The sequence below is a fragment of the Lentibacillus daqui genome (assembly GCF_027186265.1).
Taxonomy (GTDB): domain Bacteria; phylum Bacillota; class Bacilli; order Bacillales; family Amphibacillaceae; genus Lentibacillus_C; species Lentibacillus_C daqui.
The window spans coordinates 1,505,358-1,531,562 of the sequence record NZ_CP114176.1 but is presented as its reverse complement, the minus strand read 5'-3'; the positions used below and the strand labels follow the sequence as shown (position 1 = coordinate 1,531,562).

Here is a 26,205-nt window from a genome sequence, read left to right as displayed (position 1 = left end):
TTTTACATCTTTACAAAACGATTCTAGCCGCGTAATTGCTCCTTACTCCACACGTTTAGCCGTCTTCTTACCAATGGGTACAAAATGAGTAAAAAGAGTTCATTCGCAAGAGCAGTCGGGATTAACCGGTAAAGGATATAATGTGTAAACGCGATATCCGCTATTCCAACCACTGAATAAACAATATAGATCATCACATCCGATAACACGATGCCAAGAAATCCCAGTAGTAATGTCACATAAAAATTGGCGTGCAACAATTTCTTCAATCCATGTACAACATAAATCACCAATGCATATGTAAACATATAAACGCCAAGAATTCCGGTATAAACAATATCAATCATTAATCCAAAAATAACAGCATAAAGCACGGATGTATATGTATTTTCTCTATCATAAAAAATTGCTACGCATACCAATAAAACAAAGGCCCAATGCGGAATTATCAACAGCTCGCCGGTTACTAGACGAGCCGGTAATAATTCCAGGGCCACACCTTCCAAGATTACAGTCAGGAAAAGAATCAGAGGTAAAAATAAACGTTTCATTATTTTTTATCCTCCTTACCACTTTTCACTTCATCTTTGTCGGCCAGATCCCGATCAACGACAATGACATGATTTATTTTATACATATTTGCTGCCGGTTTTATTAGTGCAGTGTGTGTTAAACCGTACTGATCAGGCACGACTTTCTTTACCGTCCCAATTAACAGTCCTTCTGGGAATACACCACCCATCCCGGATGAAACAACAACCTCTCCTTTTTCCAAATCTTTATCTGATTCCTCAATGATTTTAAATAAAAGTGAGTTGCTTTCCTTATCATACGACTCAATCAAACCGAATATATCTTTCTTACCCTCACGAGAAATAGTCGCCGATATTCGATTAAACTGATCAAAACCGGTAAGAAGCTGGACGGTTGATGAAAACGGGGATACACTTTGTATTTTTCCAATCATACCATCAGCCGTAATGACGGCCATATTTTTTTTCACACCATCCTGTTTTCCTTTGTTAATTGTTACCTGATCAACCCAGCGTTCCGGTGTACGCGACATAACCGTAGCTTGGATCGGGTTGAAGTCTCTGATGGATTCTGTTTTATCCAGCGTTTTCCGAAGTTCCTTGTTTTCCTCTTTCATCGCTTGAACCTCGTAAACTAAACTTTTATACTCTGATAGTTTTTCTTTTAATAGTTGATTTTCCTTGTAGGTATCTTTAACATCATTAATATTTGTAAAGATATTTGTGAAAAACTTGATTGGTGTGTGAATAACACTTTGTGCAAACCCTACAGTGTCCTTAACAAACTGTTCAGGAGTAGATAAATTCCCTCTGTCCTTAAGTGAAAATCCAATTAATGCAACAAGAATAATAAACCCAATTAAAATGATAAACAACCGTTTCTTTCTAAAAAATGGCATAAAAACACAACCTTACTCAACGGTAGGACGATTGGATACATTCCCGGACTCGCGAAAGTGCTGAATGTATTCCAAGGATTTACCTGTACCAATGGCGACGCTATCCAATGCATCATCTGCAACAAATACAGGCATTTTCGTCTCATCACTTATTACTTGATCAATATTTTGTAAAAGCGATCCACCACCAGTAAGAACGATACCCCGATCGATAATATCGGCGGCAAGTTCAGGAGGGGTTTTTTCCAATGTATTTTTTACTGCATCGACAATTTCTTTTACTGTATCCTGTAATGATCCAGCTATTTCTTTGGCGGTTATAGTAACTGTTTTCGGGAGTCCTGTCAACATATCCCGTCCACGTATATCCAATTCCTTGTCGTCTTTAACCTCGCCTGCATTCCCTATGTCAAGCTTTATCGACTCAGCGGAACGTTCTCCAATCATTAAATTGTATGTTTTTCGAATATACTGAGTAATAGCATCATCCAAATTGTCTCCAGCCGTTCGAACTGACTGGCTTGTTACAATTCCCCCTAATGAGATAACGGCTACTTCTGTTGTACCACCACCGATATCGACAATCATACTTCCAGTAGGTTCCCAAACGGGCAGGCCAGCACCAATGGCCGCCGCAAAAGGTTCGGCAATCGGAAATGCATCTTTTGCTCCCGCTTGTTTGGTTGCATCAATAACTGCGCGTTCCTCTACCATGGTAATCCCGGATGGAACACAGATCATCACGTTGGGCTTCCTGGCAAATGCAGATCGTTTTTGCATCGCCTTTTTAATAAAATATTTCATCATCACCGCTGTTGTATCGTAATCAGCGATCACACCATCTTTCATGGGCCGAATCACGGTAATATTGCCTGGCGTTCTGCCAATCATATTCCGTGCAGAACTGCCAACCGCCTCCACATCCCCGGTTGTAACATTTTTTGCCACAACAGATGGTTCTCTCAAGACAACACCTTTTCCATTAACAAAAACAAGGGTATTCGCTGTTCCCAAATCTATCCCCAAGTCCTGTGACAAACTAAATCTTCCCAAAGAAATCTCCCTTTCCAATGATGTACCTTACATTTGATGTATATTTGTTACCATATGTCTCGCTATACGTATTTACGCTAACTTATCCATTTTAACATTAAATTCGTATAAAAAGTACCATTTTTTAATAAACGCCGGTTTCAATTGAACGATTGAAATGGCGCTGATATTGTTATCCGTCTATAAATGCGTGTTCAAAAAGGACCGAGAAGTTCTAGCGGCGTAGCTTTGAGCACCGGAGTGTACATAAAAGGTACATGAGGAGCGGAAAAGCACGCCAACGAGTTCTTCAAATGAAGGCCGACTAAAAACGGGCTTGCGCTCAGGCGTCGGCATACCCCTTTTGCAGGGGCATGTCATTTTTACCGGACTTTTTGAACGTCCTTTTAATATTATACGAAAAAAATATTGAAATAGATAGTATAATGTTGGGAGACAACCAAATTTTTCACAGGTAACCTTTTTCCTTTAATGATGCAAACTTTCGATCCCCGATCACCAGATGATCCAATAGTTCAATCCCGATCATCTTGCCCGACTCAACCAATCTTCTGGTGACATGGATATCTTCCTGTGATGGGGACGGGTCACCGGAGGGATGATTATGGGCACATATAATTGACGCTGCAGAGCGTTTTACGGCCTCGCGAAATATCTCACGGGGATGAACAATGGAAGCATTAAGACTACCAATAAATATGGTTTGCCGGTGGATAATTTGATTCTTTGTATTAAGGAACAATACCACAAAATGTTCCTGATTCAATCCGCGCATTTCTTCCATAATGTAGTCCGCCCCATCCTTTGGCGTCCGAATGACATAACGGTCATTCGGTGTATATTGATTCATCCGTTTTCCCAATTCAAACGCCGCCAGAAGCAGTACTCCTTTAGCGGGGCCGATTCCCTTAATCGTTGTCAACTCCTCAATCGTTGCCTCTTTTAACAAATGCAATCCTTCAAAATGACTGATTAAACGCTGAGCCAATACCATGACTGATTCTTCCCTTGTACCACTCCCGAGTAAAATCGCACATAGTTCTTGATTTGATAATTGTCCTGGCCCAAGTTTCAATAAACGTTCTCGCGGCCGGTCTTCCCTGGGTACATCTTTAATCATGATTGATGTTGATGCCACAAACATCACTCCTTGCAGATTTATATTTTTATCATACCGCTAATCCGACTGTTCCAACAAATTGGTAAAATCCCATTTTGTCGGATATATCAATAGTTAAAACGTCATTTTTGCTTAGACCAAAATTTCAAAATCAAGCCTTACAATACCCCGAAAATACAAAAACAGGTATTTTTTACATACCTGTTTTTGCTTGATTCTTATTAATTTATTTCCCGGATTTTCCGATTTTTTCATATTGCAACCATTGTTCCAACAGAAATTTTTGTCCCGTGGTAGTACTATTCTCATCTGTAACCATTTGAAATGATTCTGTTAGTGGTTGTTTCATCGAGCCAATGACCGGTGCCTGCTTGGGAAAGTCATCAATTAACTTTTTCCATTTATCAGTAGCTAATTCTGTTTGACTGTTTACTGAATCACCCCATAAACTGACAAATGACTCCAACCACTTCTGTTCAGCAGATGTTACATTTATACTGACCTCATCTGTACTCCACTCCTTCACATAAATCGTAGCATTCGAAAAGCTGTCAGCCAGTGTTTTTGCCTCTGTCTCTGAATCTGCAATCCCGGCTAATAACGTAAATTGATCGTCCCGTGGCCATATCATCACCGGATGGTTTGCATTCTCAAACTTTGCGGCCCATTTATTAGCATTTTCTTCACCTGAAAAAACACCTGCCTGTAATACAAATGCATGTAATGGTTCCAAAGAAAAAGAAGAAGTATCACCGGATCCGGCTGCTTTTGAGGAATTTGCATTTCCCGTATTAGCCAAATTATCGTCACCCATTTCACCACTTGCCTGACGACCAATTCCATCAAACATATTTAGCATAATAAAACCGAGACATAATCCGATGACAACAGCTGAAATAATGGCAGTCACAATTGTTTTAAGGTTTATTTTACTTTTCATACCTTTTCCAAATAGCTTGGATGCTCCATGCTTATTTTGAAATGAATGGGGTCGATTTCGATCAAATGCAGAAGCAGAATTACTTTTGGTGTTATCTATTGTAGATGCCTGTTCATCACGGATTGCCGGGTGACGATCTTGCTGTGCTTGTCCCACTTTCGATTGTTTGCGTTTCATCCAAATAATGACTGGTTTTCGTATTTTCACGGTCTCCCCTCACTTTGCTGCGTTCCTCTACTAATTGAGGTTTTACTTTATCTAACTCTAGCACAGCTATATGAAAAAGTAAGGCGAGTTTTGTCAGTCTTGTAAAAAAACGTTCAACATAATTTGTCATCATTCCCAAGAAGATCGTTAAACAAGTCGAATACTGCTATTCCTGTAAAAAGTACTTGCGAACCTCCAAAATAAAATGCAGTGATCCGGTGAAAAAGAAACAAGCATCCGTTTGTTCATTTAATTTTTTTGCAACATCACGCCAGTCTGCATTTACAGCAAATGTCCGGTCATCCGTTAGTTCATATAAAGCAGCTGCCGCAATTGCCCTTGGATGGTCAAAAGATGTTAAGGTGATCGATGCGAAATAAGGCTTTAACCGATATAACATTTTCACTAATTCTTTATCTTTAAAACCAGCGAATATCAAGTGTCGTTCCTGGTCCGGATAGTGTTTTAGCATTGTTTGAATAAACGACGCCGTACCTGCAATATTATGGGCCCCATCGATAATGACAGATGGGTGCTGCCTGACCAATTCAAATCGTCCAGCAACATGGGTATGACCAATTGCATGAATTGCTTTTTTCCAATCGATTTGGTATTGATTGCGCTCTAATAAGGTTAAAGCCATCATAGCAAGTGCTGCATTTTGTTGCTGATGTTGACCCTTCATTGTCAAGGAAACATGCCGATTTACGGTTCCATCTGTCCAAACAAAAGACATAGATGAATGATCTGTCTGTTCGGTTCCAGTTAACCAAAAGTCCTTGGTTAATTGATATATACTGGCATGTTTTCGCTGTGCTTCATGTTTAACTACCACCAATGCTGCCGGTTCCAGCACACCAACAATTACTGACCTGTTTTGTTTAATAATTCCCGCTTTATGGGCAGCAATTTCTTGTATGGTGTCACCCAGAAAAGCCATGTGATCCCGCGCTACATTTGTTATAATAGATAATATAGGGGTAAAGCAGTTCGTTGTATCTTCCCTGCCTCCCATACCTGTTTCAATGATCGCAATGTCTACCCGATTGACAAAATAAACAAAAGCCAGTGCTGTAATAATTTCAAATTCGGTTGGATGATTATTCTGCTCATCCAGCATTCGAATGGCTGGATACATGTCGTTTAATAATCGAATCAAGGCAGCTTCAGTTATGGAGGAATCGTCAATCCAGATGTAACCTGTTAATCCGCAAAAACTTGGCGAGGTAAACACACCTACACGATAACCGCTAGCCTTCAGTCCATCTTTTAGAAAATGAATGGTGGAACCTTTTCCGTTAGTTCCGGCAACATGAACTGCCCGCAGTTTGTTTTGCGGGTTACCAAGTAATTGTAATAATTGTTGCATGCGATGAAGTCCTGGCTTAATTCCAAATTGCTTTCGCTGTGAAAAAAACTTTGTTACCTGCTCGAAGTTGTCAAACATATGTACACCGCTTTTCCGATCAATACTGTAAAAATAACATACCTATTATAGCAATAATTTAATCTAAAAAATACCAAATAAATCATTAGAAAGGAACATAATGATGTGCTTAACTGGATGGATTATTTATAACGGACATTTAACTGGAAATAAATTCCTTGACTTTGCCCAATGGTTGAAACGTGCAGCCAATAAACAAGGGATTGAAACGCACATTTATCAAAATAATGAGCTGTTTACTTATTTGGGTGGACAACAACTGCGTCTGCTTGGTGAGACAGCATTACCTGATTTCGTTATATTTACTGATAAAGATATCTATTTAGCCAAGCAGCTGGAATTACTGGGTGTCCGTGTCTTTAATCGTGCAAAAGCAATTGAAATAAGTGATGATAAAATCGCTACCTATCAAGTATTGGCACATCAACAACTGCCGATTCCCAAAACAATTGTCGCGCCCAAAATTTTTCCCGGTTCACCAGTAAAACCATTTGAAAACCTGTCAGATATTATTAATCAGTTGGGGTTGCCAATGATTATCAAGGAAGCATATGGATCCTTTGGCGAACAGGTATACCTTGTACATAACGAACAGGAAATACAGAACAAAATAAAGGATATAGCCGGCCGGCCGTTTATTTTTCAAGAATTTATCGCTGCTAGCTGTGGAACCGATATGCGTTTACATGTTGTCGGTGATAAGGTAGTCGCTGCGATGACCCGTCATGCCACTAACGATTTCCGTGCCAATATAACATCAGGTGGTACGATGGAGGCCTATCAGCCAGCCAATCTGGAGAAGAAACTTGCCGTAGCTGCCGCCAAAGCGATCGGTGCAGATTTTGCCGGCGTGGATTTATTATTCGAACCGGATAAGACACCAATTATTTGTGAAATCAACTCAAATGCCCACATTCGCAATATGTACGATTGTACAAACATTAATGTTGCCGATTTTATTATCCAGCACATTCGCGAGCAATTTCGCTAGGTAAGGAGTTTATGCCCCATGAAATTCAATGGATGGCTGTTATATAAAAAAGCTGATGCGATCAAAAATCAAGCATATATTGATTGGTTTATCAAAGAAGCGCAGTTTGCGGACATGTCACTCCAGCTCGTTTATCGGGAAGATTTAACAATTGGTATTATGCAGCAAAAACGTACCATCCTTTTAAAAAATGAACCGGTGCAACTGCCTGACTACGCGGTTAGTCGAACGATTGATTATGTGTTAAGCCGGCAATTGGAATCCCTGGGGGTAACAGTTTTTAATGCATCACAAATTTCAGCCATGTGTAATAATAAAGCACTAACCCATCAATGTCTGAGTATGCTTGGGATTCCCATGGTTGATACAGTTTTTCTCGAACCTCAAAGTATACCCGTTAAACCGCCGATTTCGTTTCCTGTTATCATGAAAGAAGTAGGCGGACGGAGCGGTCAACAAGTCTATTATATCGACAATCAACCGGCATGGGAATACCACAAAGGATTCGTTTCCAGTTCAATTATTATCCAAGCCTGTAATGTTAGGCTTGGCAAGGATATTCGCGTATTTGTCGTTGGCAAGGATATTGTTGGTGCGGTTCTAAGGGAAAGCAACAATGATTTCCGCGCAAATTATAAACTTGGCGGATCAGCGGTCTGGTATTCGCTGAACAAACAGGAATCGGCAATGATTCACCGCATCATTCAACATTTTGACTTTGATATGGTCGGTATTGACTTCCTGCTTAGTAAGGATGGAAATTTATTATTTAACGAAATTGAAGATGTTGTTGGATCGCGAACCCTGAGTGCAGTGAGTGATATTAACATTCTTAACATCTATTGCGACCATATCAAACAGAAGCTTTCTATAAAATAAAAGCAGGAATTTCAGCACATTCCTGCTTTTATTTTACAATTTTATTGTTCTTTTAACTCCAATAACCGCGCTTTTACCTTAGCCTGTTTATCCAAATAATCCTGTTCTTTTTGTTTTTCTTCATCTACAATTTTTTGTGGTGCTTTATTGACAAAGTTTTCATTGGCTAATTTTTTCTGCACACGTTCGACTTCTTTATTCCATTTTTCAAGTTCATTTTCCAACCGTTTTATTTCCTTATCGAAATCAATTAACCCTTCCAAAGGTAAAAACAACTCCGCACCGGTAACGACAGCAGACATTGCTTTGTCAGGGGCAGCAATCGCAGTAGCAATTTTTAATTCACTTGGATTACAAAAGCGTTCGAGATATTCGCGTTCTTCTTCCAGTTCGGTCTGTACGGACTCATTTTCCGTCTCAATCAGCAAGCGAATTTGCTTGGACATAGGCGTATTTACCTCAGCCCGAATATTCCTTACTGCCTTGATAATTGCCACCAGACGTTTCATCTCGCTGGATGCTTGCTCATCATGTAATTCGGATTTTGCTTCTGGCCATTTAGCTACAGTAATTGAGTCACCTTGGTGTGGTAGTGCTTGCCAAATTTCTTCGGTAATAAACGGCATGTAAGGGTGCAACATCCGCATCGTCTGATCAAGGACATAGGCAAGCACCGATCTTGTCGTCTGTTTTTTAGTCTCATCGTCACCATATAACGGTATTTTTGCCATTTCAATATACCAATCACAAAGTTCATCCCAAATAAAATTATACAGATAGCGACCTGCTTCACCAAATTCGTATTTATTTGTATTTTTCGTTACCTGGTCGATCGTTTCATTTAATCTGGTCAAGATCCATTTATCCGCAAGTGACAGCTCACCAGACAAATCAATATCATCATAGATAAAGTTCTCCATGTTCATTAATGAAAAACGCGATGCATTCCACACTTTATTTGCGAAATTCCATGTCGATTCAACCTTACTCCAATAAAAGCGTAAATCCTGTCCTGGGGATGAACCCGTAAGCAGAAAATAGCGTAAGGAGTCTGCACCATACTTATCGATTACATCCATTGGATCGACACCATTACCAAGGGATTTACTCATTTTGCGACCTTCCGCGTCACGAATCAGTCCGTGAATTAATACATCTTTAAACGGACGTTTCCCGGTGAACTGTTTTGCCTGAAAAATCATTCGGGCTACCCAGAAAAAGATAATATCATACCCGGTAACAAGTACATCGGTTGGGAAATACCGCTTAAAGTCGGGCGCATCTTCATCGGGCCAGCCCATTGTCGAAAACGGCCATAACGCAGATGAAAACCAGGTATCCAATACATCTTCATCCTGCTCCCAATTTTCTTCATCTTCGGGTGCTTCTTTGCCAACATAGATTTCACCGGTTTCTTTATGATACCATGCCGGAATTCGATGCCCCCACCATAACTGACGGGAAATACACCAATCACGAATATTCTCCATCCAATGCAAATAGGTCCGTTCAAAACGTTCCGGAACAAAATGAACTTTCGTATCCTCGCTTTGCTGTAAGGAAACTGCAGCATCTGCCAATGGCTGCATGTTAACAAACCATTGCGTTGATAAGTATGGTTCAACAACTGCACCACTGCGCTCGGAATGACCAACTTGATGGGTATGGTCTTCTAATTTAAATAAAACACCCGACTCCTGTAGATCCTTGACAATTTGTTTTCGACAGTCAAATCGATCCAGACCCACATATTTTCCAGCATTTTCGTTCATTGTTCCATCTTCATTCATCACTAGGATACGTTTTAGATGGTGACGATTCCCGACCTCAAAGTCATTTGGGTCGTGTGCAGGTGTGATCTTCACCGCACCTGAACCGAAATCCATATCTACATAATCATCGGCAACGATTTCGATTTCCCGGCCAACAATCGGTAAAATGGCCTTTCTTCCAACTAAATGTTTGTAACGGTCGTCATCCGGATGAACGGCAATAGCGGTATCACCCAGCATCGTTTCCGGCCTTGTCGTGGCAATCTCAATATATTCATCACTATCTTTTAGTGGATAGCGCATATGGTAGAAATGCCCTTGTACTTCTTGATAGACCACTTCAATATCGGATAGCGCAGTTTTGGTTTGCGGATCCCAGTTAATAATATATTCCCCGCGGTAGATTAACCCTTTTTCGTAAAGGGTAACGAATACCTCACGAACGGCATCAGACAAGCCGTCATCCATTGTAAATCGTTCACGGGAATAATCCAGTCCAAGACCAAGCTTTTCCCATTGTTGGCGAATAAAGTCTGCGTACTCTTCTTTCCATTCCCATACCGTTTCCAGGAATTTTTCTCTTCCCAGGTCATATCGATTCTTTCCTTGTGCGCGGAGCTTGGCCTCCACTTTTGCCTGTGTAGCAATTCCGGCATGGTCCATACCTGGTAACCACAACACGTCATATCCCTGCATTCGTTTCATCCGGGCGATTGTATCCTGCATAGTTGTATCCCAGGCGTGACCCAAATGCAATTTCCCGGTTACGTTCGGTGGCGGAATGACAATTGTAAATGGCTCCTTGGTTTCATCTTCAGTTGCTTCAAAAAATTTACCGTTCAGCCAAAACTGATAACGGCCTTTTTCGCTTTCTTGCGGGTTGTATTTTGATGGTAATGATTTCCTCTTTTTTTCACTCACAAGCCCACTCCTCCTTTAAAAAAATAAAAAAAACCCTTTCTCCCATAAAGGACGAAAAGGATTTACCTCCGTGGTACCACCTTTGTTCACAAGTAAATAAACTTGCACACTCAAGCTTGTTAACGGTCAGCAACCGACTTTCTTACTAAGCGAAATCACTTTTGTTCAAAAAGTTGCATCAAGGGCGACCTTCCAGATAATCGTTCCTGGGAAATTCTCAGCAGTTCATTTCCCTCTCTTGAGGTGATTAACCTGTACTCCTCCCTGTCATCGCATTTTGATATTAGGATACACAGTATGAATACCATAATTTTAACGATAAAAAGCCAAAAAAGCAATATTAATATACTTATTGCACGATTTAACCTGTATTATACATATATTATATCAGAATATATTCAAAAAGTGCTTTTTGGTCACAGATTGATTTGAAACTGTAAAAGAGGTGAATGTTTATGGGTCGATACTACCGTTACCGGCTGCCACCATGGGCAAGGAGATGTTTGGTCGTCTGCGAAAGGTGTACCCTCCCCCTTCTGATATTCCAATTAATACGTACCTTATTTTTTCCAACTACATTTGACGTTTTATTATTGGGTGCACTTATCGGGATATTTATTGCGTTTTATTTAGAATGGTTTTAGTCATCAGTTTCATCAGTTGATTTTGCCAATGAATCCGTGAATTCCATCCATTGCACAGCGAAAGATAACTTACGATAATTTCTTTGCAACCGTTGTATCATATCAACCTGAGAAACTTCTGAAGGATTCTTTCGGTGTTGCGTCAACAGGTTTATGTACTGAGAAGGGTCCAATAAATAAATCGAAAGCAAATACAATTCAGCCTTAGACAAACTATTTTTCTTCATGTAGGCGGTAAAAAAATCGATGTAATCATCTGTCGGGTCATCATAATCGTTAACAATATTATGATACAAGGTAGCCAGATCACGGGTAGCATTATCATAGTTTGCATGTTCCCAATTTATTAAATATGTTCGATCTGCAAAAAGATAATGCGTAAAATCGAGTTTTCCATGACACAAGCAATAGTACCACTCCGATTGATTGCTTAATTCATCAATAAAAAGCTCAACCCGTTCCTCCAATTCACGTAAAATGAAATCCAGATCACGATACTGGCTGCAGACCAATAATTCAACAGGTGACATATAATGGTTTTTCTCGAAAACTTCCACACATTCTAATAAAAACGATCTATTTGTAACAAGCGTTTTTTTATAGTTCCGAAAACTATCAGTGATTTGTTTGACATCCAATGACATTGACTGGTTTGTCTTGGCATGAATTACACCAATTGTCTGATACATCCGCTCGATTTGCTGTTTTTTTTCAAGTTCTCTAGTTTCTATCCATGGGGTCAGATAATAAAAATGCCCATCGACCTGACACAATAAATCTCTTTGTTTTGTCATATATACTGGCAGGATGGCTGCAAGATTATGCTGTTGTGCAAGATGAAATACATTTTGCCAACTCGTTATAGTTTTACGATTCAACCTGCTTTTTTTTAAAGCATACACCTGCTTGCCATCGGTAATACGCATGACATGATCAGTAATTTGTTCTGTTGAAATGGAATGAACAGGATACGAATCCAATACCCTCAGGAAATTCTCCATATGATCGCCCCACCTTTAAAAATCAGTACCCCTTGGCAATGAAAGAATTTGCAAGGGGTAATTAAGTTACAAATGACTGTAACATTCTACTGTTTTTTGATCGGAATATACAGAAGCTGGCCTTGAGTAAGCGTATCATCCTCCAGATTATTCTTTTTCATTAATTGCAATGTGGAAATTTTGTAACGGTCTGCGATTGTTTCCAACGTGTCCTTCTCCTGAACAATACAAACACGCATCTTGGAGAAACGTTCTTCTTCATCACGAAACATGTCAGATAAGTATTTGAGGTCTGCTGTTTGGTCTTCTTTCTCCTCTGCGTTTTCGTTAATCTGCGGTCGCTCGGAATGTTGCTTATCAATGACATTTTCTTCTCTCACATTTGGGCCGGTACCACTCGTTAAATCAGATTGGCTTTCCCGACTGCTTTCACCGGCTTTAATGGATGATTCCAATGAACCGACAATATTTTCATCAGTTTCAGTCACCGCATTAGAACTATCAATTTTTTTGGAGTTTGGCCGGGTTTCCCGATCACTTTCGTCAACACTTGCAAAGCTCGATGAACTCTCAACAAATTCGAAAGTATCTGCCTCCCATGTTTGATCAACAACATTCGGAGCGCCAGATGGACTTTCCCGACTACTTTCACTGCTATTAGAAGAAGCAGAAGAAAAAGATGATTCCACTGAATAAGGTGACTCTGATACATACAGTGACTCAGAAGCATACGGCGATTCGGCCATAGCATCATTACCCGATTCCTGACTAAAACTGCTAGCTGATGCCGATGGAGAAGGGTCAGGGTCAGGATCCGGTTCTGGTTCAGGCTCCTGCTTGAAAAACTCTGCAAAGCTTTGTGATTTTTTATGTTTCCAACGGTCTGGTGAACTCACTTCATCGGAGGAACCTGATTCCCCGTTATCTGCCGGCCTTGTAGTATCAGATATACCTGTATCACTGGAAGCTGGCGTATCTTGGGATGCAAAAGATTCCGGTTTAGCGGGCATGTCGAATTCCTGGGGATCATTCATTTCAAAGTTGAATGTATGACCATCGGCAAATGGATATTCATCTGCCGCATTATTCCTTGGACTATCGACTTGCTCACTAATACCATGAATTGCAATGGTTGATGTAAATGAAATCTGATTCTTATTAGGCAGTTCGTAGTCAAACGAGTCAATACTTACCATAACATCTTCCAAATCCCCAACACGATACGTTGGTACAGAAATCTCTACAGGAAATCGATGAGAAAATTCAGTACCGCCCTCTTCCGTATCCACTACCTGCTCCACATACCGCCTTGCGTGATAATCATCAGCAAATTGGACTGTATCATCCTGCTCATCTTCATCTGCCCTTACATATTCACCGCGAAGCTCAATAACGCCTCTAATGGATATATACTCATTAAAGGGTTGAATCGAAATTTCCGGATCCAACGCTATGCCCCGTATTTCCCCAACTTCCTGTCCCTTTTCAAAATATAGCGACTCATTCAGTTCAAAATTAAAAACAGGTTGATCATTAGACAAACCACTTCCTCCCTTCAAGCAAATACATCCTACTCTCAGCCCTGCCTTACTTCACTATATGAAAATAGAAATAGGGATATGCCAAAACAGACATAGAAAAAGACGAAAGCATTTTTATAGTCAATAAAATAGAGCTACCCGTTAACGAGTAGCTCTGTTTGTTATTTATTAATTTTTGAAAAAGACGCCCGTACTGCTTGAATAGTTTTTTCAATATCTTCATCGGTATGGGCTGTTGACAGAAATACACCTTCAAATTGGGATGGTGGCAGGAAGACTCCCTCTTCAATCATGTTCCGATAGTATTGCGCAAAGTAATCCAAATTGGATAGTTTAGCAGTATCAAAATTGATAACTGGCTCATTCGTGAAGAAGAAACCAACCATGGATCCTGCCCGGTTAATATGCAATGGAATAGAAAAATCGATTGCTGCCTGTTGATAGCCTTCAACTAAACGATCAATTTTTTGATTAAGTTGTTCATATGCATCTTCATTCATGGCCCTTAATGTTTCATAGCCAGCGGTCATAGCCAATGGATTTCCAGACAATGTACCAGCATGATAGATAGAACCAGTCGGTGCAATCTTTTCCATAATTTCCTTTCTCCCGCCGAATGCCCCTACAGGCAGGCCGCCACCAATTACTTTGCCTAAACAGGTTAAATCCGGTGTAACACCGAAATAGCCTTGCGCACAATGATAGCCTACCCTAAATCCTGTCATCACTTCGTCAAAGATGAGCAGGGTTCCATTATCTTCAGTTATCTTGCGCAGTTCCTGTAAAAAGTTTTCTTGTGGTGGGACAACCCCCATATTTCCGGCAACAGGTTCCACAATGACAGCAGCTAGTTCATCACCATAGTTGGAAAAAGCCAGCCGGACACTTTCCATATCATTATATGGGACGGTAATGGTGTTTTTTGCAATTGATTCAGGTACCCCGGGGGAATCAGGCAAACCCAATGTCGCAACACCGGAACCGGCCTTGATTAACAACGAATCACTATGGCCATGATAACACCCTTCAAACTTTAGGATTTTATTCCTGCCAGTATAACCCCTGGCAAGTCTTAAGGCGCTCATGGTCGCTTCTGTACCGGAATTCACCATTCTTACTGTTTCGATAGAAGGAACGCGTTCTTTCACCAGCTGGGCCAGTTTGTTTTCTATCAACGTATTTGTCCCGAAGCTGGTTCCTTTTGCGGTCACTTCCTGTAATTTTCTCACAACCCGGTCATCAGCATGGCCCAAAATGAGTGGTCCCCAGCTTAAAACATAATCAATATATTCATTGCCATCGATATCGGTCATTTTTGAACCTTTTCCATGATCCATAAAAATAGGCGACATTTCGACTGATTTAAAAGCACGAACTGGCGAATTAACCCCGCCCGGCATCAAATCAACTGCATCTTTGTATGCATCTATGGATTTTTCAAAGCTTTTCATGTCCATCACCCCGTTTAATAATTATCTTATTTTTAACTAAAGCGTACAGAAAACCCGCTGGTGCCTGTAGCCTTTCGTTTTATTCGTTTAGCCACTTTGCTACATCCTTAGAAAAATACGTAATGATTAATTCGGCACCTGCACGCTTCATGGACGTCAATATTTCCATGACCAATTCCCGTTCGTTAATCCAGCCATTTTGTGCTGCGGCTTTGACCATAGCATATTCTCCACTGACATTATACCCTACTATCGGTGCATTATATTTGTTTTTAACATCACGAACAATATCAAGGTAGGACATGGTTGGTTTTACAATCAGAAAATCCGCACCCTCTTCCATATCAGATTCTGCTTCCCGTAATGCTTCCAAGCGGTTTGCTGGATCCATTTGATATGTTTTTCGATCCCCAAATTGCGGAGTACTGTCTGCTGCATCACGAAATGGGCCATAAAACGCTGAAGCATATTTAACGGCATATGACATAATTGGTATATTTTCAAAACCTTCCCCATCCAGTGCTTTTCGGATTGCTGCCACAAAACCATCCATCATATTGGACGGGGCGATAATATCGGCACCAGCTTTTGCCTGAGATACAGCTGTTTTCGCCAGCAGCTCCAGTGATTCATCATTGGCAACATCTCCCCCATGGACAACTCCGCAATGACCATGTGAAGTGAATTCACATAAACAGGTGTCGGCAATAACCAGTATGTCCGAGGTATTGTGCTTGATCTGACGTATTGCCTGTTGAACGATACCATGATCAACAAATGCCCCTGTCCCCTGCTCGTCTTTCTCGTCCGGGACACCAAAAAGGATGACAGCTTTAATACCTAATGATTGCAATTCCTGTATTTCCTCATCCAAATAATCCAGTGAAATTTGAAAAACGCCAGGCATGGAGGGTACTTCATTTTTTACTTGTTTCCCTTCAACAACGAATAACGGATAAATTAAATCGTTTGTTGTTACTTGATTTTCTCTTACCAGGTCACGCATCACTTGCGATGAACGTAAGCGGCGATGGCGTTTAAAGTTTAATGTTTCTGCCACAGTGCATTATCCTTTCTCAAAGAGGGTGTTCAAAAAGTCCGGTAAAAATACCTGCGAATTTCTTCGTTGGCTTGTTTCTCCGCTGCTCATGTATCTAACTGCTCAGGGGATCTTCTGCTAAAACCGCCCATTCGGGCAACGCAGAAGTCAGCACATTCGTGCAAGCCCGTGCTCGAAACTACGCCGCCTTAAACTTCTCGGTTCTTTTATCCTCCTTTTGAACACTCATTTAAAATATAATCGCTTATTTTTTCGATCATACGGTCAATTGTAAAAACATCTGGTATGATCGTATTGGTAAAGCCAGCCTCCTTGGCTTTCTTTTCGGTGGTTGTTCCAATGCAGGCAACCGGGATATGGTTCAATAACTCTTCCGTGTCCTTTGTCATTTCTATAAATGCCTGCACAGTTGAGGGACTGGTAAAAGTTATAACATCAAAACCTCGTTCGCGAATGAGCTGATTTAACCAATCCCCGATACTATAGTTAATTAATGTTTCATAAACTTCAATCGTATCATATGGTACGTGATGTTTAGTCAATTGCTCAGGCAGTGTTGGACGTGAACGATTTCCTCTTACTAGTAATATTCGTGCAACGGAATTATACCCCGCCAAAAACTCTTCCGCCATCACCTCGGCATTGTAGGTAGTGGGAATGAAATCAGCAATATAGCCATATTCCTTCAATACAGCCGCGGTTTTATGCCCAACAACAGCCAACTTATTCGCAAATAGAGCCTTTTTTTGCATATTATTTTCTTGTAAAATTTGAAAGAAAGCGTGAACACCATTTGCGCTCGTAAATAAAATCCATTGATACTTATTTAACTGCTGTAAAATTGCTCTGTGTCCCGCCTCATGTTTACAAGAAATGGATAAAAGTGGTGCCACAACAGGTTCTCCATTATGTTGATTAACAATATCGACCAATTTCTGTGCCTGCTTCTTTTCCCTGGTTATCAGGATTCGGGTTCCATTTAATGAAAACCCCATTAGTTGTCGAGCTCCTCTTTCACATCGTCGACAATTTCCTTGGCACCACGCTGGATTAAGTTATCTGCCGCTTGCTTTCCTACTGCAACAGGATCAGTACCACGAATTACTTCTTTTAAAACCGTTTTGCCATCAGATGTAGCTACCAATGCTGTTAAGACAATTTCCGATCCTTGCAAATAGGCATAACCCGCAATCGGAATTTGACAGCCACCTTCGAGCAGATGTAAAAAAGTTCGTTCTGCTGTAACTGTTTTGCATGTGTATGCATCATTTAATTGTTCCAAAATTTCCCTAACCTCTTGATCATCTTCCCGGCACTCAATAGCAAGTGCACCCTGTCCTACAGCTGGTACACACATATCCGGCTCCAAATATTCAGTGATCAGGTCTTCGCTCCAGCCCATCCGCTTCATTCCCGCCGTAGCCAATATAATAGCATCATAGTCTTCTTCTTCCAGCTTACGGAGCCGTGTTTCAACATTTCCCCGGATCGATTTAATAGTAATGTCCGGTCGATTGGCCAACACTTGTGCAGCTCGACGCAAACTGCTTGTTCCGACAATTGCCCCGGTTGGTAAATCAGCCAGCGCCAAATGATTCTTGGCAATATATGCATCACGATGGTCTTCACGGACAGGTATCGAGCCGATCATCAATTTTTCTGGCAGTTTCGCTGGCATATCCTTCATGCTGTGAACCGCGAAGTCAATTTCCTTATCATACATGGCTTGTTCGATTTCTTTGACAAACAGGCCTTTTCCACCTACTTTGGACAACGTAACATCAAGAATACGATCGCCCTTGGTGACAATTTTTTTAATTTCAAATTCGTTTTGCACACCCAACTGTTTTAATTGGTTGATTACCCATTCAGTTTGGGTCAATGCCAAATTACTCCTTCTAGTTCCCACTACAATTTTACGCAATATGGTTCCCTCCAGCTATCCAAAATGAAAATTTGATAATACGCTTGATAGAAAGAAATTAATCAATAGGATTAAAAAAGCCGCAGCATTATAAATGGAGATGACTTTTCCCTGATAGCCTTTAATCAATCGCAAAAACAATGAAAGAATATATGCTGCCAGAACAAGCAATGAACCAATGGTTTTTAAGTCAAACCAATAAAATTCTGCATTGGCAACCTTCGCCCATACCAATCCCAAAATAATGGCTATGACCAATAATGGCACACCGATCGTAATCGCCATAAAGGAATAAAAATCCAGTAGTTTGAGATCGCCAAAGCGCCACATCCATTTAATGCCTTTCTTCCGCTTTAACAACTGATATTGTATAAGATACATCATCGATAATAAAAAGGAAATTGTAAAAAAACCGTATGAGATAATTGCCAATGCAATATGTGTAACCAATAGTTCATTCACCAATTCAACCCCACGCTGCGGCATGGCTACCTGGGCTTTCGTTGATATATACAATAAGAGAATAAAAAAGCCGAATACATTGGTAAAAAATACGATAAAATGTATGGGAAAAAACCGGTCAATCACCAATGAAAAAGTAATCAGCACCCAAGAATAAAAGAAAAGACTGTCCTGGATCGTGAACACCGGAAATGTAGCCTTAAATAAAACTTCAATTAGCAAAAAGACGGTTTGTGTAACCCAAACCATACTAAGTAACCAGAAGGCAATCTTATTTACCCTCCGGTTATGTTGGATAAAATCAATAAAATACCCAAATAAACTAAGACCGTAAATGAGAAGAATGATTTCGTAAAGCCATTTTGATTCTGTCATGCAAAAGGTCCTTTCACTCTAGCGAATATTTACATTTGTTAGTTTTGGAAAGGATACATGATTTATTTGGTTGGTTTGTTTATTCTCTCTTGCCTGCTGCTCAAGTTCAGCTTGCACTTCACCTTCAATACCAAAGATATTCATAAACAATGCTAATGAATCAGCCGCATCGTCACTAGCTGCCAATTCTTTTGCCTGCGTCACAGGTTCTTTCAATAATTGATTGATAATGCTTTTTGTATGTTTATTTAATACCTTTTTCTCTCGGGCAGTTAAATCAGGCATCTTGCGTTCAATACTTTTCATTGTTTCCGCCTGAATGGATAATGCCTTCTTCCTTAATGCTGTGATAACCGGGACAACCCCCAATGTTTGCAGCCATTCATTAAACGAAACAATTTCACTTTCCAATGACATTTCAATTGCTTGAGCAGCCTGTTTACGTGATGCCAAATTTTCATCCACAATATGCTGCAAATCGTCAATATCATATAAAAACACGCTATCCAATTCACTAATTGCCGGGTCCATATCCCTTGGAACTGCAATATCGACCAAAAAGAGCGGACTACCTTTTCGTTTCTTTTGAATCGGCTCCAGATCTTCCTTTGTCAGCACAAAAGAATCAGAGCCGGTTGAACTGATTAAAATATCAGCATGTTGCATCACGTCAAGTAAATTGGCGGATTGTTCCGCTTCAGCCTGAAATTGCTTTGCCAATTGCTCCGCCTTTTCAAGGGTCCGGTTAACAACGGTTATTTGCGTTGCACCTGAACCATGAAGGTTTTTGGCTGTTAACTCGCCCATTTTACCTGCGCCTAAGATAACAACATGTTTATGCTGCAAATCACCAAAGATTTTTTTTGCCAATTCGACTGCAGTATAGCTGACCGAAACAGCTTGTTCGCCAATAGCAGTTTCTTTATGTGAACGTTTGGCAAAGGTGATCGCCTGTTTAAATAATTCGTTAAAAATGGTTCCGGTTGTTTTTACTTCTTGAGCAGTTTGAAACGCCTGTTTCACTTGTCCGAGGATTTGTGTTTCTCCCAGAATCATCGAATCAAGACCAGATGCTACCTTAAAAAGGTGTTCAATTGCGTCGTCTCCTTCTGCAATCCGTAAATATGTGGCAAATTCCTCCTTATCAACCTGAAACCAATCAGCCATAAACTGTTTGATATAATATCGTCCGGTGTGCACCTGATCTACCACTGCATAAATCTCCGTACGATTACATGTGGAGACAATTACATTCTCAAGAATACTTTTTTGTTCCTTGAGCGTTTGCATTGCCTGGGCTATATTTTGCTCCTGAAATGTTAGTTTTTCCCTAATTTCAACTGGGGCTGATTTATAATGTAAGCCAACTTTTAAAATATGCACGTCATTCTACCCCCATAAAGCTGTAAACACATAATTTTTAACCTAACCTTTATTATAACACAAAAAACATCCCTTATTTTCTTAAAATGTGAACAGGAAATGAAACAATATGTTAGGATGAAACGTATAAGTGATGTTCAAACCGAATTTTTAACATCCTCTATAGGAATTCAATTCGTTTGTAATTTATCATAATGATACACGAGAAGCAAGAAATCAATCTATCAAGGAAGTGAAAAGCATGAGCAAAACCAAACAAAAGTCCTTTGCCGGTTATTTGTTAATCGGGATTGGCGCATACTTCCTCCTGCGTGAACTACAGGTGCCGATTATTACCAACTTTTATTCATGGACAACACTCATCATTATTATCGGGCTTGCACTACTTATTTACAGCTATAGCGCCAAAGAATATCAGCATTTATTCACAGGAACTTTACTTTTGGGATTAGGAATCCATTGGCACGGACTGAATCATTATGATTTTTGGATTGATCATTGGGCTGTTTATCCACTTATCATCGGTATTGCATTTATTGTCCGTTCACTGCGGACGAAAAAAGGATTTTGGCTTGGCATATTATTTGTTGGCATTTCGATTATATTCATCTTTTCCATACAGCTGCCAATTTGGTTTGACTGGGTTTACACTGTCATGGATTACCTGGAACGATTTTGGCCTATTGTTATCATTATTACCGGTATCTATCTACTGATGCGAAAAAAATAACCTGCTATTTTAGCAGGTTTTCAATAATCATAAGTAGGTTTTCAACAATGCCCAGGCCTCGTCCTTCCCTTCCCCGGTTTCCGCGGAAAATGGCAGGAGAGCATCCTCTGCTTCCAGCTGCAATGTTTCCCGGGCTCGTTTTAAATATGCTTGCCTTTTTCCTTTAGGGATCTTATCCAGCTTGGTTGCAATCACGATAACTGGCAGTTCAAAGTATTTGACAAAGTCGTACATTTGCACGTCATCTCTTGTTGGTTCATGGCGAATATCAGTAACCAGTATTACCGCCTTTAACGTCTTGCGATTTTGAAAATATTCTTCCATCATCCGGCCCCACTTTTCCCGCTCCTTCTTGGAAACCTTGGCATAACCATACCCAGGTACATCTACAAAATAAAACAAATCATTAATTTTATAAAAATTCAACGTCTGAGTTTTTCCCGGTTTTGATGAGGTTCTGGCTAAATTCTTGCGGTTAATCAATTTATTAATAAATGATGACTTTCCCACATTTGAGCGACCAGCCAGAGCTATTTCCGGAAGCTGGTCACCCGGATATTGTTTTTTGCTAACAGCACTTATAACGATCTCAGCGTTTGTTACTTTCATGATTCTCCTCCACAAGCGCATACTCTAACACCTGATCCAAGTGTCCAACAGGGATAAATGTTAAACCATCACGAACACTTTCCGGAATATCTTCTATATCTTTTTTATTATCTTCCGGGATAATAATGGTGGTGATTCCAGCCCGATGCGCACTCAATGATTTCTCCTTAAGGCCGCCAATTGGCAATACACGACCACGTAATGTGATTTCTCCAGTCATTGCTACTTCTTTTTTAACGGCCCTGCCCGACAGCGCGGAAACCAATGCTGTTGCCATGGTAATACCGGCCGATGGACCATCTTTTGGTGTAGCTCCTTCCGGGACATGAACATGAATGTCATACTTTTCATAAAAGTCAGGTTCAATCCCCAGTTCTTCCGCTCGAGAACGAATATAACTGAAGGCTGCTTGTGCTGACTCCTGCATCACATCACCCAGTTTTCCAGTAAGCGTCAATTTACCCTTTCCTGGATAATAGGATACCTCAATCGATAATGTATCGCCGCCTGCTGTTGTGTATGCAAGACCCGTTGCAGCACCAACCTGATCTTCTGCTTCCATTTGTCCGTAACGGAAAATTGGTTTACCCAGCATATCCTCTAATCTCTTCTTAGTTACAACTACCCGCTTTTTATCCTCAGTAATAATTTGCTTGGCAGCCCTCCTGCAAAGTGTAGCAATTTGCCGTTCCAATCCCCTTACACCGGCCTCACGGGTATATCTGCGAATGAGTTCCAGCAAGGCATCATCCCGCACCTGTAAATTGCCCTTTTTTAATCCATTTTCTTTTAATTGTTTAGGCAGTAAATGTCTTTTGGCAATATGCAGTTTCTCTATTTCTGTATAACCAGCTATCGTAATAAGTTCCATTCGATCCAATAAAGGTGCAGGAATATTATTGATGTAATTGGCAGTAGCGATAAATAATACATTCGATAAATCATACGTCTCCTCAATAAAATGATCACTGAAATTACTGTTTTGTTCCGGATCAAGGACCTCCAGCATTGCCGAAGATGGATCTCCCCGAAAATCATTGGACATTTTATCGATTTCATCCAGAAGAAATACAGGGTTAATTGTTCCTGCTTTTTTCATACCTTGAATAATTCTCCCTGGCATTGCGCCAATATATGTCCGGCGATGTCCCCTTATCTCCGCTTCGTCACGAATACCTCCCAGCGAGATGCGGACAAAATTTCGGTTAACGGAAGCGGCAATTGATTTTGCCAACGATGTTTTTCCAACCCCCGGCGGTCCTACGAGACATAAAATTGGACCTTTGATTGATTCGGTCAATTTCTGTACTGCCAGATACTCCAATATTCGTTCTTTCACTTTTTCAAGACCATAATGATCCCGCTCCAAAACATACTGTGCTTTATTAATATCAATGGTATCCTCTGTTTTAGTTGTCCATGGCAAGGCAAGCAGCCATTCCAGATAATTACGGATGACAGAACTTTCCGCAGAACTTTGTGGGACTTGTTCGTATCTGCCTAATTCTTTCCAGGCGACCTCTTTCATGCGGTCAGGCATATCGGATTTTTCAATTTTGTCCTGTAGCTGACTTACTTCGCCGGTTTTCCCGTCACTATCTCCAAGTTCATTCTGAATTGCCTTTAACTGTTCTCTTAAGTAATATTCCTTTTGCGTTTTTTCCATCGAAGTTTTTACACGTTGGCCTATTTTCTTTTCCAAATCAAGTACTTTTTTCTCGTTGGAAATTAATTTCAGTAAATGTTGCAGTCGGCTTTTTACATTTTCTGTTTCCAGCAAAGCTTGTTTATCTTTTAATTTTAATGAAAGATGTGATGTGATAATATCAGCAAGACGTCCTGGTTCATCGATATCCGCCACCGTTGCAAACGTCTCCTTGGTTATTTTTCGGGAAACTTTTGTGTACTGTTCAAACTGATCTAGCAGCGTTCTCATTAACGCCTCTTCTTCATTCGTATCGTTGCTTTCCTCTTCAAGTCGGTTTATTTCCACAAAGAAATCATCTTTTTCCTCAATAAAACGAACGATTTCACCACGGTATAACCCTTCGACAAGCACACGAATCGTCCCATTAGGCAGCTTTAACATCTGGTTTACCTTTGCCACTGTTCCTACTCGATAAATATCGGCAGGCTTTGGCTCATCGATACTTACTTTTTTTTGAGCAGCAAGAAAAATGGTCTGGTCATCCATCATCGCCTTTTCTAATGCTGCTACAGATTTATCCCGGCCAACATCAAGGTGCAGCACCATCGTTGGAAAAACAAGTAATCCACGTAATGGGAGGAGGGGAAGTTGTTTAGAATCATTTGTCATCATATGTACCTCCATAATTCAATATCTCTTCTATGTCTTCCTTTATATTCCTAAATTTTATAGAAAACCCGTCCATTTGTAAATGTCCAGGTGAAATAACTGTCCCTAGTATGACCTTCAGCCTGGTTATCATGCAACGGTAGGTATTGTCTTACTTCCCTGTAATAAAAGTGAAAAAAGACTAGCCAAAAAGCATTGAAACTCCCAGCAATTATGGTCATCATAAAGGAGCAATAAGCTTCAGGCTAGTCTTACACTTATTCTTTTCATTCTGATTCTTGATTAACGCGACCGTTCAGCTTCTACGCCAGTAGCACTGCTTTCACCTTACTCACGAAATAAGACAGAGTAGAAATTCAGGCTCCATTCCTGTGCCAGCGTAGACCTCGTCTGGAGCCAACATCGGCCTCCAATCAGGCACTTTCTCTAGGAAGCTTTTCATTACCTTGCGTCACCGTTCCATCATAGAAGACCAGTTTCGGGTTGCCATTTTCTTGTGAGACTGTTTCTTTTGTAATCACACACTTTTCAATATCTTCGCGTGATGGCAGTTCAAACATCACATCAAGCATAATTCCTTCAATAATTGAACGCAATCCACGGGCACCTGTTTTGCGTTCAATTGCACTCTTGGCAATTTCTACAAGTGCTTCATCTTCAAATTCCAGTTGCACGTCATCCATTCGGAAAAGTTTTTCATATTGCTTCACCAATGCGTTCTTCGGTTTTGTTAAAATCTCCACAAGTGCATCCTCATCCAATGGTTCCAGTGCACCGATCACTGGCAAACGACCAATAAATTCCGGAATCAAACCATAGCGTAACAAATCCTCCGGCAGTACTTTAGACAGTAATTGTCCAACTTCCAGATCCTCTTGTTTGTCATTGGAACCAAACCCGATTACTTTCTTGCCGAGGCGACGTTTGATGATTTGATCGATCCCATCAAATGCCCCACCGCAAATAAATAATACGTTCGTTGTATCGATTTGGATAAACTCCTGATGCGGATGTTTCCGGCCACCTTGTGGAGGAACACTTGCCACAGTACCTTCAAGTATTTTCAATAATGCTTGCTGAACACCTTCACCGGAAACGTCACGGGTAATAGAAGGATTCTCTGATTTACGGGCCACCTTATCGATCTCGTCAATGTAAATAATTCCCTTTTCTGCTTTTTCTACATCATAGTCCGCAGCCTGGATTAACTTTAGCAAAATATTTTCAACGTCTTCCCCAACATAACCAGCTTCCGTCAATGATGTGGCATCGGCAATCGCAAATGGGACATTCAAAATTCTGGCCAGCGTTTGGGCAAGCAGTGTTTTACCACTTCCTGTCGGGCCAATCATCGCAATATTACTTTTGGACAGTTCCACATCATCCGAATTTTTGGGTGCATTAATCCGCTTGTAATGATTGTAAACAGCCACAGACAAATTCTTTTTTGCTTTATCTTGACCAATCACATAGTCATCAAGAATTTCACATATTTCTTTCGGTTTCGGCACTTCTTTGAATTCTGTTTCTTCTTCTGTACCAAGTTCCTCTTCCACTATTTCCGTACAAAGATCAATACATTCATCACATATATAAACACCAGGTCCAGCAACCAGTTTTCGTACTTGATCCTGACTCTTTCCACAAAACGAACATTTTAATTGTCCTTTTTCTTCATTAAATTTAAACATTTACATTTCACCCCTAGAATTCACTTAACTTTATTTCCATCATTCATCCGCTTACGTACTCACTTTCATAGCCATCATATCAGATGAAGCATGGAAAACAAAACGATACATCTTCAGTACCTGTACCATTATCGTTTAAGATTTCATATCTATATTTTTTTATTATGGAGAAATAAATATAAAAGTCAAATCATAACTATTGTTAGTGTATGTTAACATGCGGATAAAAAGTCGCAAATAAATCTGATTTTCTGG

22 protein-coding genes and 1 other annotated feature are annotated in these 26,205 nt (G+C 40.3%); of the genes, 4 read left to right on the top strand and 18 right to left on the bottom strand.

Features of this window, described 5'->3' with window-relative positions:
- Positions 1 to 23: 23 nt before the first annotated feature.
- The 6 genes from mreD to O2S85_RS07650 all read right to left on the bottom strand — a co-directional run bounded on the left by mreD (position 24) and on the right by O2S85_RS07650 (position 6,199).
- Positions 24 to 551: a rod shape-determining protein MreD gene (gene mreD, locus O2S85_RS07675; RefSeq protein ID WP_269412075.1), complete on the bottom strand. Its 528-nt coding sequence runs from the start codon at positions 549 to 551 to the stop codon at positions 24 to 26.
- The gene (gene mreC / locus O2S85_RS07670; RefSeq protein ID WP_269412074.1) at positions 551 to 1,432 is read right to left on the bottom strand and encodes a rod shape-determining protein MreC; all 882 of its coding nucleotides are present in this window, start codon (positions 1,430 to 1,432) and stop codon (positions 551 to 553) included. Before mreC ends, mreD begins: the two co-directional genes overlap by 1 nt.
- 12 nt (positions 1,433 to 1,444) lie before the next feature.
- On the bottom strand, positions 1,445 to 2,485 hold the full coding sequence (locus O2S85_RS07665; protein WP_269412073.1) for a rod shape-determining protein: 1,041 nt from the start codon (positions 2,483 to 2,485) through the stop codon (positions 1,445 to 1,447).
- Between the two features lie 448 nt (positions 2,486 to 2,933).
- Positions 2,934 to 3,629 (bottom strand): RadC family protein, encoded by a 696-nt coding sequence (gene radC / locus O2S85_RS07660; protein ID WP_269412072.1) that lies wholly within the window; start codon positions 3,627 to 3,629, stop codon positions 2,934 to 2,936.
- Between the two features lie 202 nt (positions 3,630 to 3,831).
- Positions 3,832 to 4,752: an SPOR domain-containing protein gene (locus O2S85_RS07655; RefSeq protein ID WP_269412071.1), complete on the bottom strand. Its 921-nt coding sequence runs from the start codon at positions 4,750 to 4,752 to the stop codon at positions 3,832 to 3,834.
- 166 nt (positions 4,753 to 4,918) lie between these two features.
- On the bottom strand, positions 4,919 to 6,199 hold the full coding sequence (locus O2S85_RS07650) for a bifunctional folylpolyglutamate synthase/dihydrofolate synthase (RefSeq protein WP_269412070.1): 1,281 nt from the start codon (positions 6,197 to 6,199) through the stop codon (positions 4,919 to 4,921).
- Between the two features lie 100 nt (positions 6,200 to 6,299).
- Here O2S85_RS07650 and O2S85_RS07645 point away from each other — a divergent pair, with 100 nt between their 5' ends.
- Both O2S85_RS07645 and O2S85_RS07640 read left to right on the top strand, forming a co-directional pair.
- Positions 6,300 to 7,190 carry an ATP-grasp domain-containing protein gene (locus O2S85_RS07645; RefSeq protein WP_369419967.1) on the top strand — a complete coding sequence of 297 codons (891 nt, stop codon included), beginning with the start codon at positions 6,300 to 6,302 and terminating at the stop codon, positions 7,188 to 7,190.
- A gap of 18 nt (positions 7,191 to 7,208) precedes the next feature.
- Positions 7,209 to 8,069, top strand: coding sequence for an ATP-grasp domain-containing protein (locus tag O2S85_RS07640; RefSeq protein ID WP_269412069.1), 861 nt, complete (start codon positions 7,209 to 7,211; stop codon positions 8,067 to 8,069).
- A 41-nt stretch (positions 8,070 to 8,110) separates the two neighbouring features.
- Here the strand turns inward: O2S85_RS07640 and O2S85_RS07635 are convergent, their stop codons facing one another.
- Complete coding sequence (locus O2S85_RS07635) at positions 8,111 to 10,762, bottom strand: valine--tRNA ligase (protein ID WP_269412068.1); 2,652 nt, start codon at positions 10,760 to 10,762, stop codon at positions 8,111 to 8,113.
- 44 nt (positions 10,763 to 10,806) lie between these two features.
- Positions 10,807 to 11,042, bottom strand: a binding site (T-box leader).
- A 175-nt stretch (positions 11,043 to 11,217) separates the two neighbouring features.
- Here O2S85_RS07635 and O2S85_RS07630 point away from each other — a divergent pair.
- Positions 11,218 to 11,406, top strand: a complete 189-nt coding sequence (locus tag O2S85_RS07630; protein WP_269412067.1) for a YszA family small membrane protein — start codon at positions 11,218 to 11,220, stop codon at positions 11,404 to 11,406.
- Here the strand turns inward: O2S85_RS07630 and O2S85_RS07625 are convergent.
- The 8 genes from O2S85_RS07625 to hemA form a co-directional block, all read right to left on the bottom strand.
- Positions 11,403 to 12,407, bottom strand: coding sequence for a phosphotransferase (locus tag O2S85_RS07625; protein WP_269412066.1), 1,005 nt, complete (start codon positions 12,405 to 12,407; stop codon positions 11,403 to 11,405). The genes O2S85_RS07630 and O2S85_RS07625 overlap by 4 nt on opposite strands.
- 86 nt (positions 12,408 to 12,493) lie before the next feature.
- A complete protein-coding gene (locus O2S85_RS07620) occupies positions 12,494 to 13,948 on the bottom strand; it encodes a LysM peptidoglycan-binding domain-containing protein (protein WP_269412065.1) in 1,455 nt (484 codons plus the stop codon).
- Positions 13,949 to 14,109: 161 nt separating this feature from the next.
- On the bottom strand, positions 14,110 to 15,399 hold the full coding sequence (gene hemL / locus O2S85_RS07615; protein WP_269412064.1) for a glutamate-1-semialdehyde 2,1-aminomutase: 1,290 nt from the start codon (positions 15,397 to 15,399) through the stop codon (positions 14,110 to 14,112).
- A gap of 79 nt (positions 15,400 to 15,478) precedes the next feature.
- Positions 15,479 to 16,459 carry a porphobilinogen synthase gene (gene hemB / locus O2S85_RS07610; RefSeq protein WP_269412063.1) on the bottom strand — a complete coding sequence of 327 codons (981 nt, stop codon included), beginning with the start codon at positions 16,457 to 16,459 and terminating at the stop codon, positions 15,479 to 15,481.
- A gap of 206 nt (positions 16,460 to 16,665) precedes the next feature.
- On the bottom strand, positions 16,666 to 17,454 hold the full coding sequence (locus tag O2S85_RS07605; protein ID WP_269412062.1) for a uroporphyrinogen-III synthase: 789 nt from the start codon (positions 17,452 to 17,454) through the stop codon (positions 16,666 to 16,668).
- Positions 17,454 to 18,383, bottom strand: a complete 930-nt coding sequence (hemC, locus tag O2S85_RS07600; RefSeq protein ID WP_269412061.1) for a hydroxymethylbilane synthase — start codon at positions 18,381 to 18,383, stop codon at positions 17,454 to 17,456. Before hemC ends, O2S85_RS07605 begins: the two co-directional genes overlap by 1 nt.
- Positions 18,384 to 18,398: 15 nt before the next feature.
- The gene (locus tag O2S85_RS07595; protein ID WP_269412060.1) at positions 18,399 to 19,220 is read right to left on the bottom strand and encodes a cytochrome C assembly family protein; all 822 of its coding nucleotides are present in this window, start codon (positions 19,218 to 19,220) and stop codon (positions 18,399 to 18,401) included.
- Positions 19,221 to 19,238: 18 nt separating this feature from the next.
- Positions 19,239 to 20,603 (bottom strand): glutamyl-tRNA reductase, encoded by a 1,365-nt coding sequence (gene hemA, locus O2S85_RS07590; RefSeq protein ID WP_269412059.1) that lies wholly within the window; start codon positions 20,601 to 20,603, stop codon positions 19,239 to 19,241.
- Positions 20,604 to 20,844: 241 nt separating this feature from the next.
- Between hemA and O2S85_RS07585 the strand changes: the two genes are divergently transcribed.
- On the top strand, positions 20,845 to 21,333 hold the full coding sequence (locus O2S85_RS07585; RefSeq protein WP_269412058.1) for a LiaI-LiaF-like domain-containing protein: 489 nt from the start codon (positions 20,845 to 20,847) through the stop codon (positions 21,331 to 21,333).
- A gap of 27 nt (positions 21,334 to 21,360) precedes the next feature.
- On the opposite strand, the gene yihA is transcribed toward O2S85_RS07585, so the two are convergent.
- The 3 genes from yihA to clpX form a co-directional block, all read right to left on the bottom strand.
- Complete coding sequence (yihA, locus tag O2S85_RS07580; RefSeq protein WP_269412057.1) at positions 21,361 to 21,942, bottom strand: ribosome biogenesis GTP-binding protein YihA/YsxC; 582 nt, start codon at positions 21,940 to 21,942, stop codon at positions 21,361 to 21,363.
- Positions 21,923 to 24,259, bottom strand: coding sequence for an endopeptidase La (lon, locus tag O2S85_RS07575; protein WP_269412514.1), 2,337 nt, complete (start codon positions 24,257 to 24,259; stop codon positions 21,923 to 21,925). Before lon ends, yihA begins: the two co-directional genes overlap by 20 nt.
- 413 nt (positions 24,260 to 24,672) lie before the next feature.
- Positions 24,673 to 25,950 (bottom strand): ATP-dependent protease ATP-binding subunit ClpX, encoded by a 1,278-nt coding sequence (clpX, locus tag O2S85_RS07570; RefSeq protein WP_269412056.1) that lies wholly within the window; start codon positions 25,948 to 25,950, stop codon positions 24,673 to 24,675.
- Positions 25,951 to 26,205 lie beyond the last annotated feature (255 nt).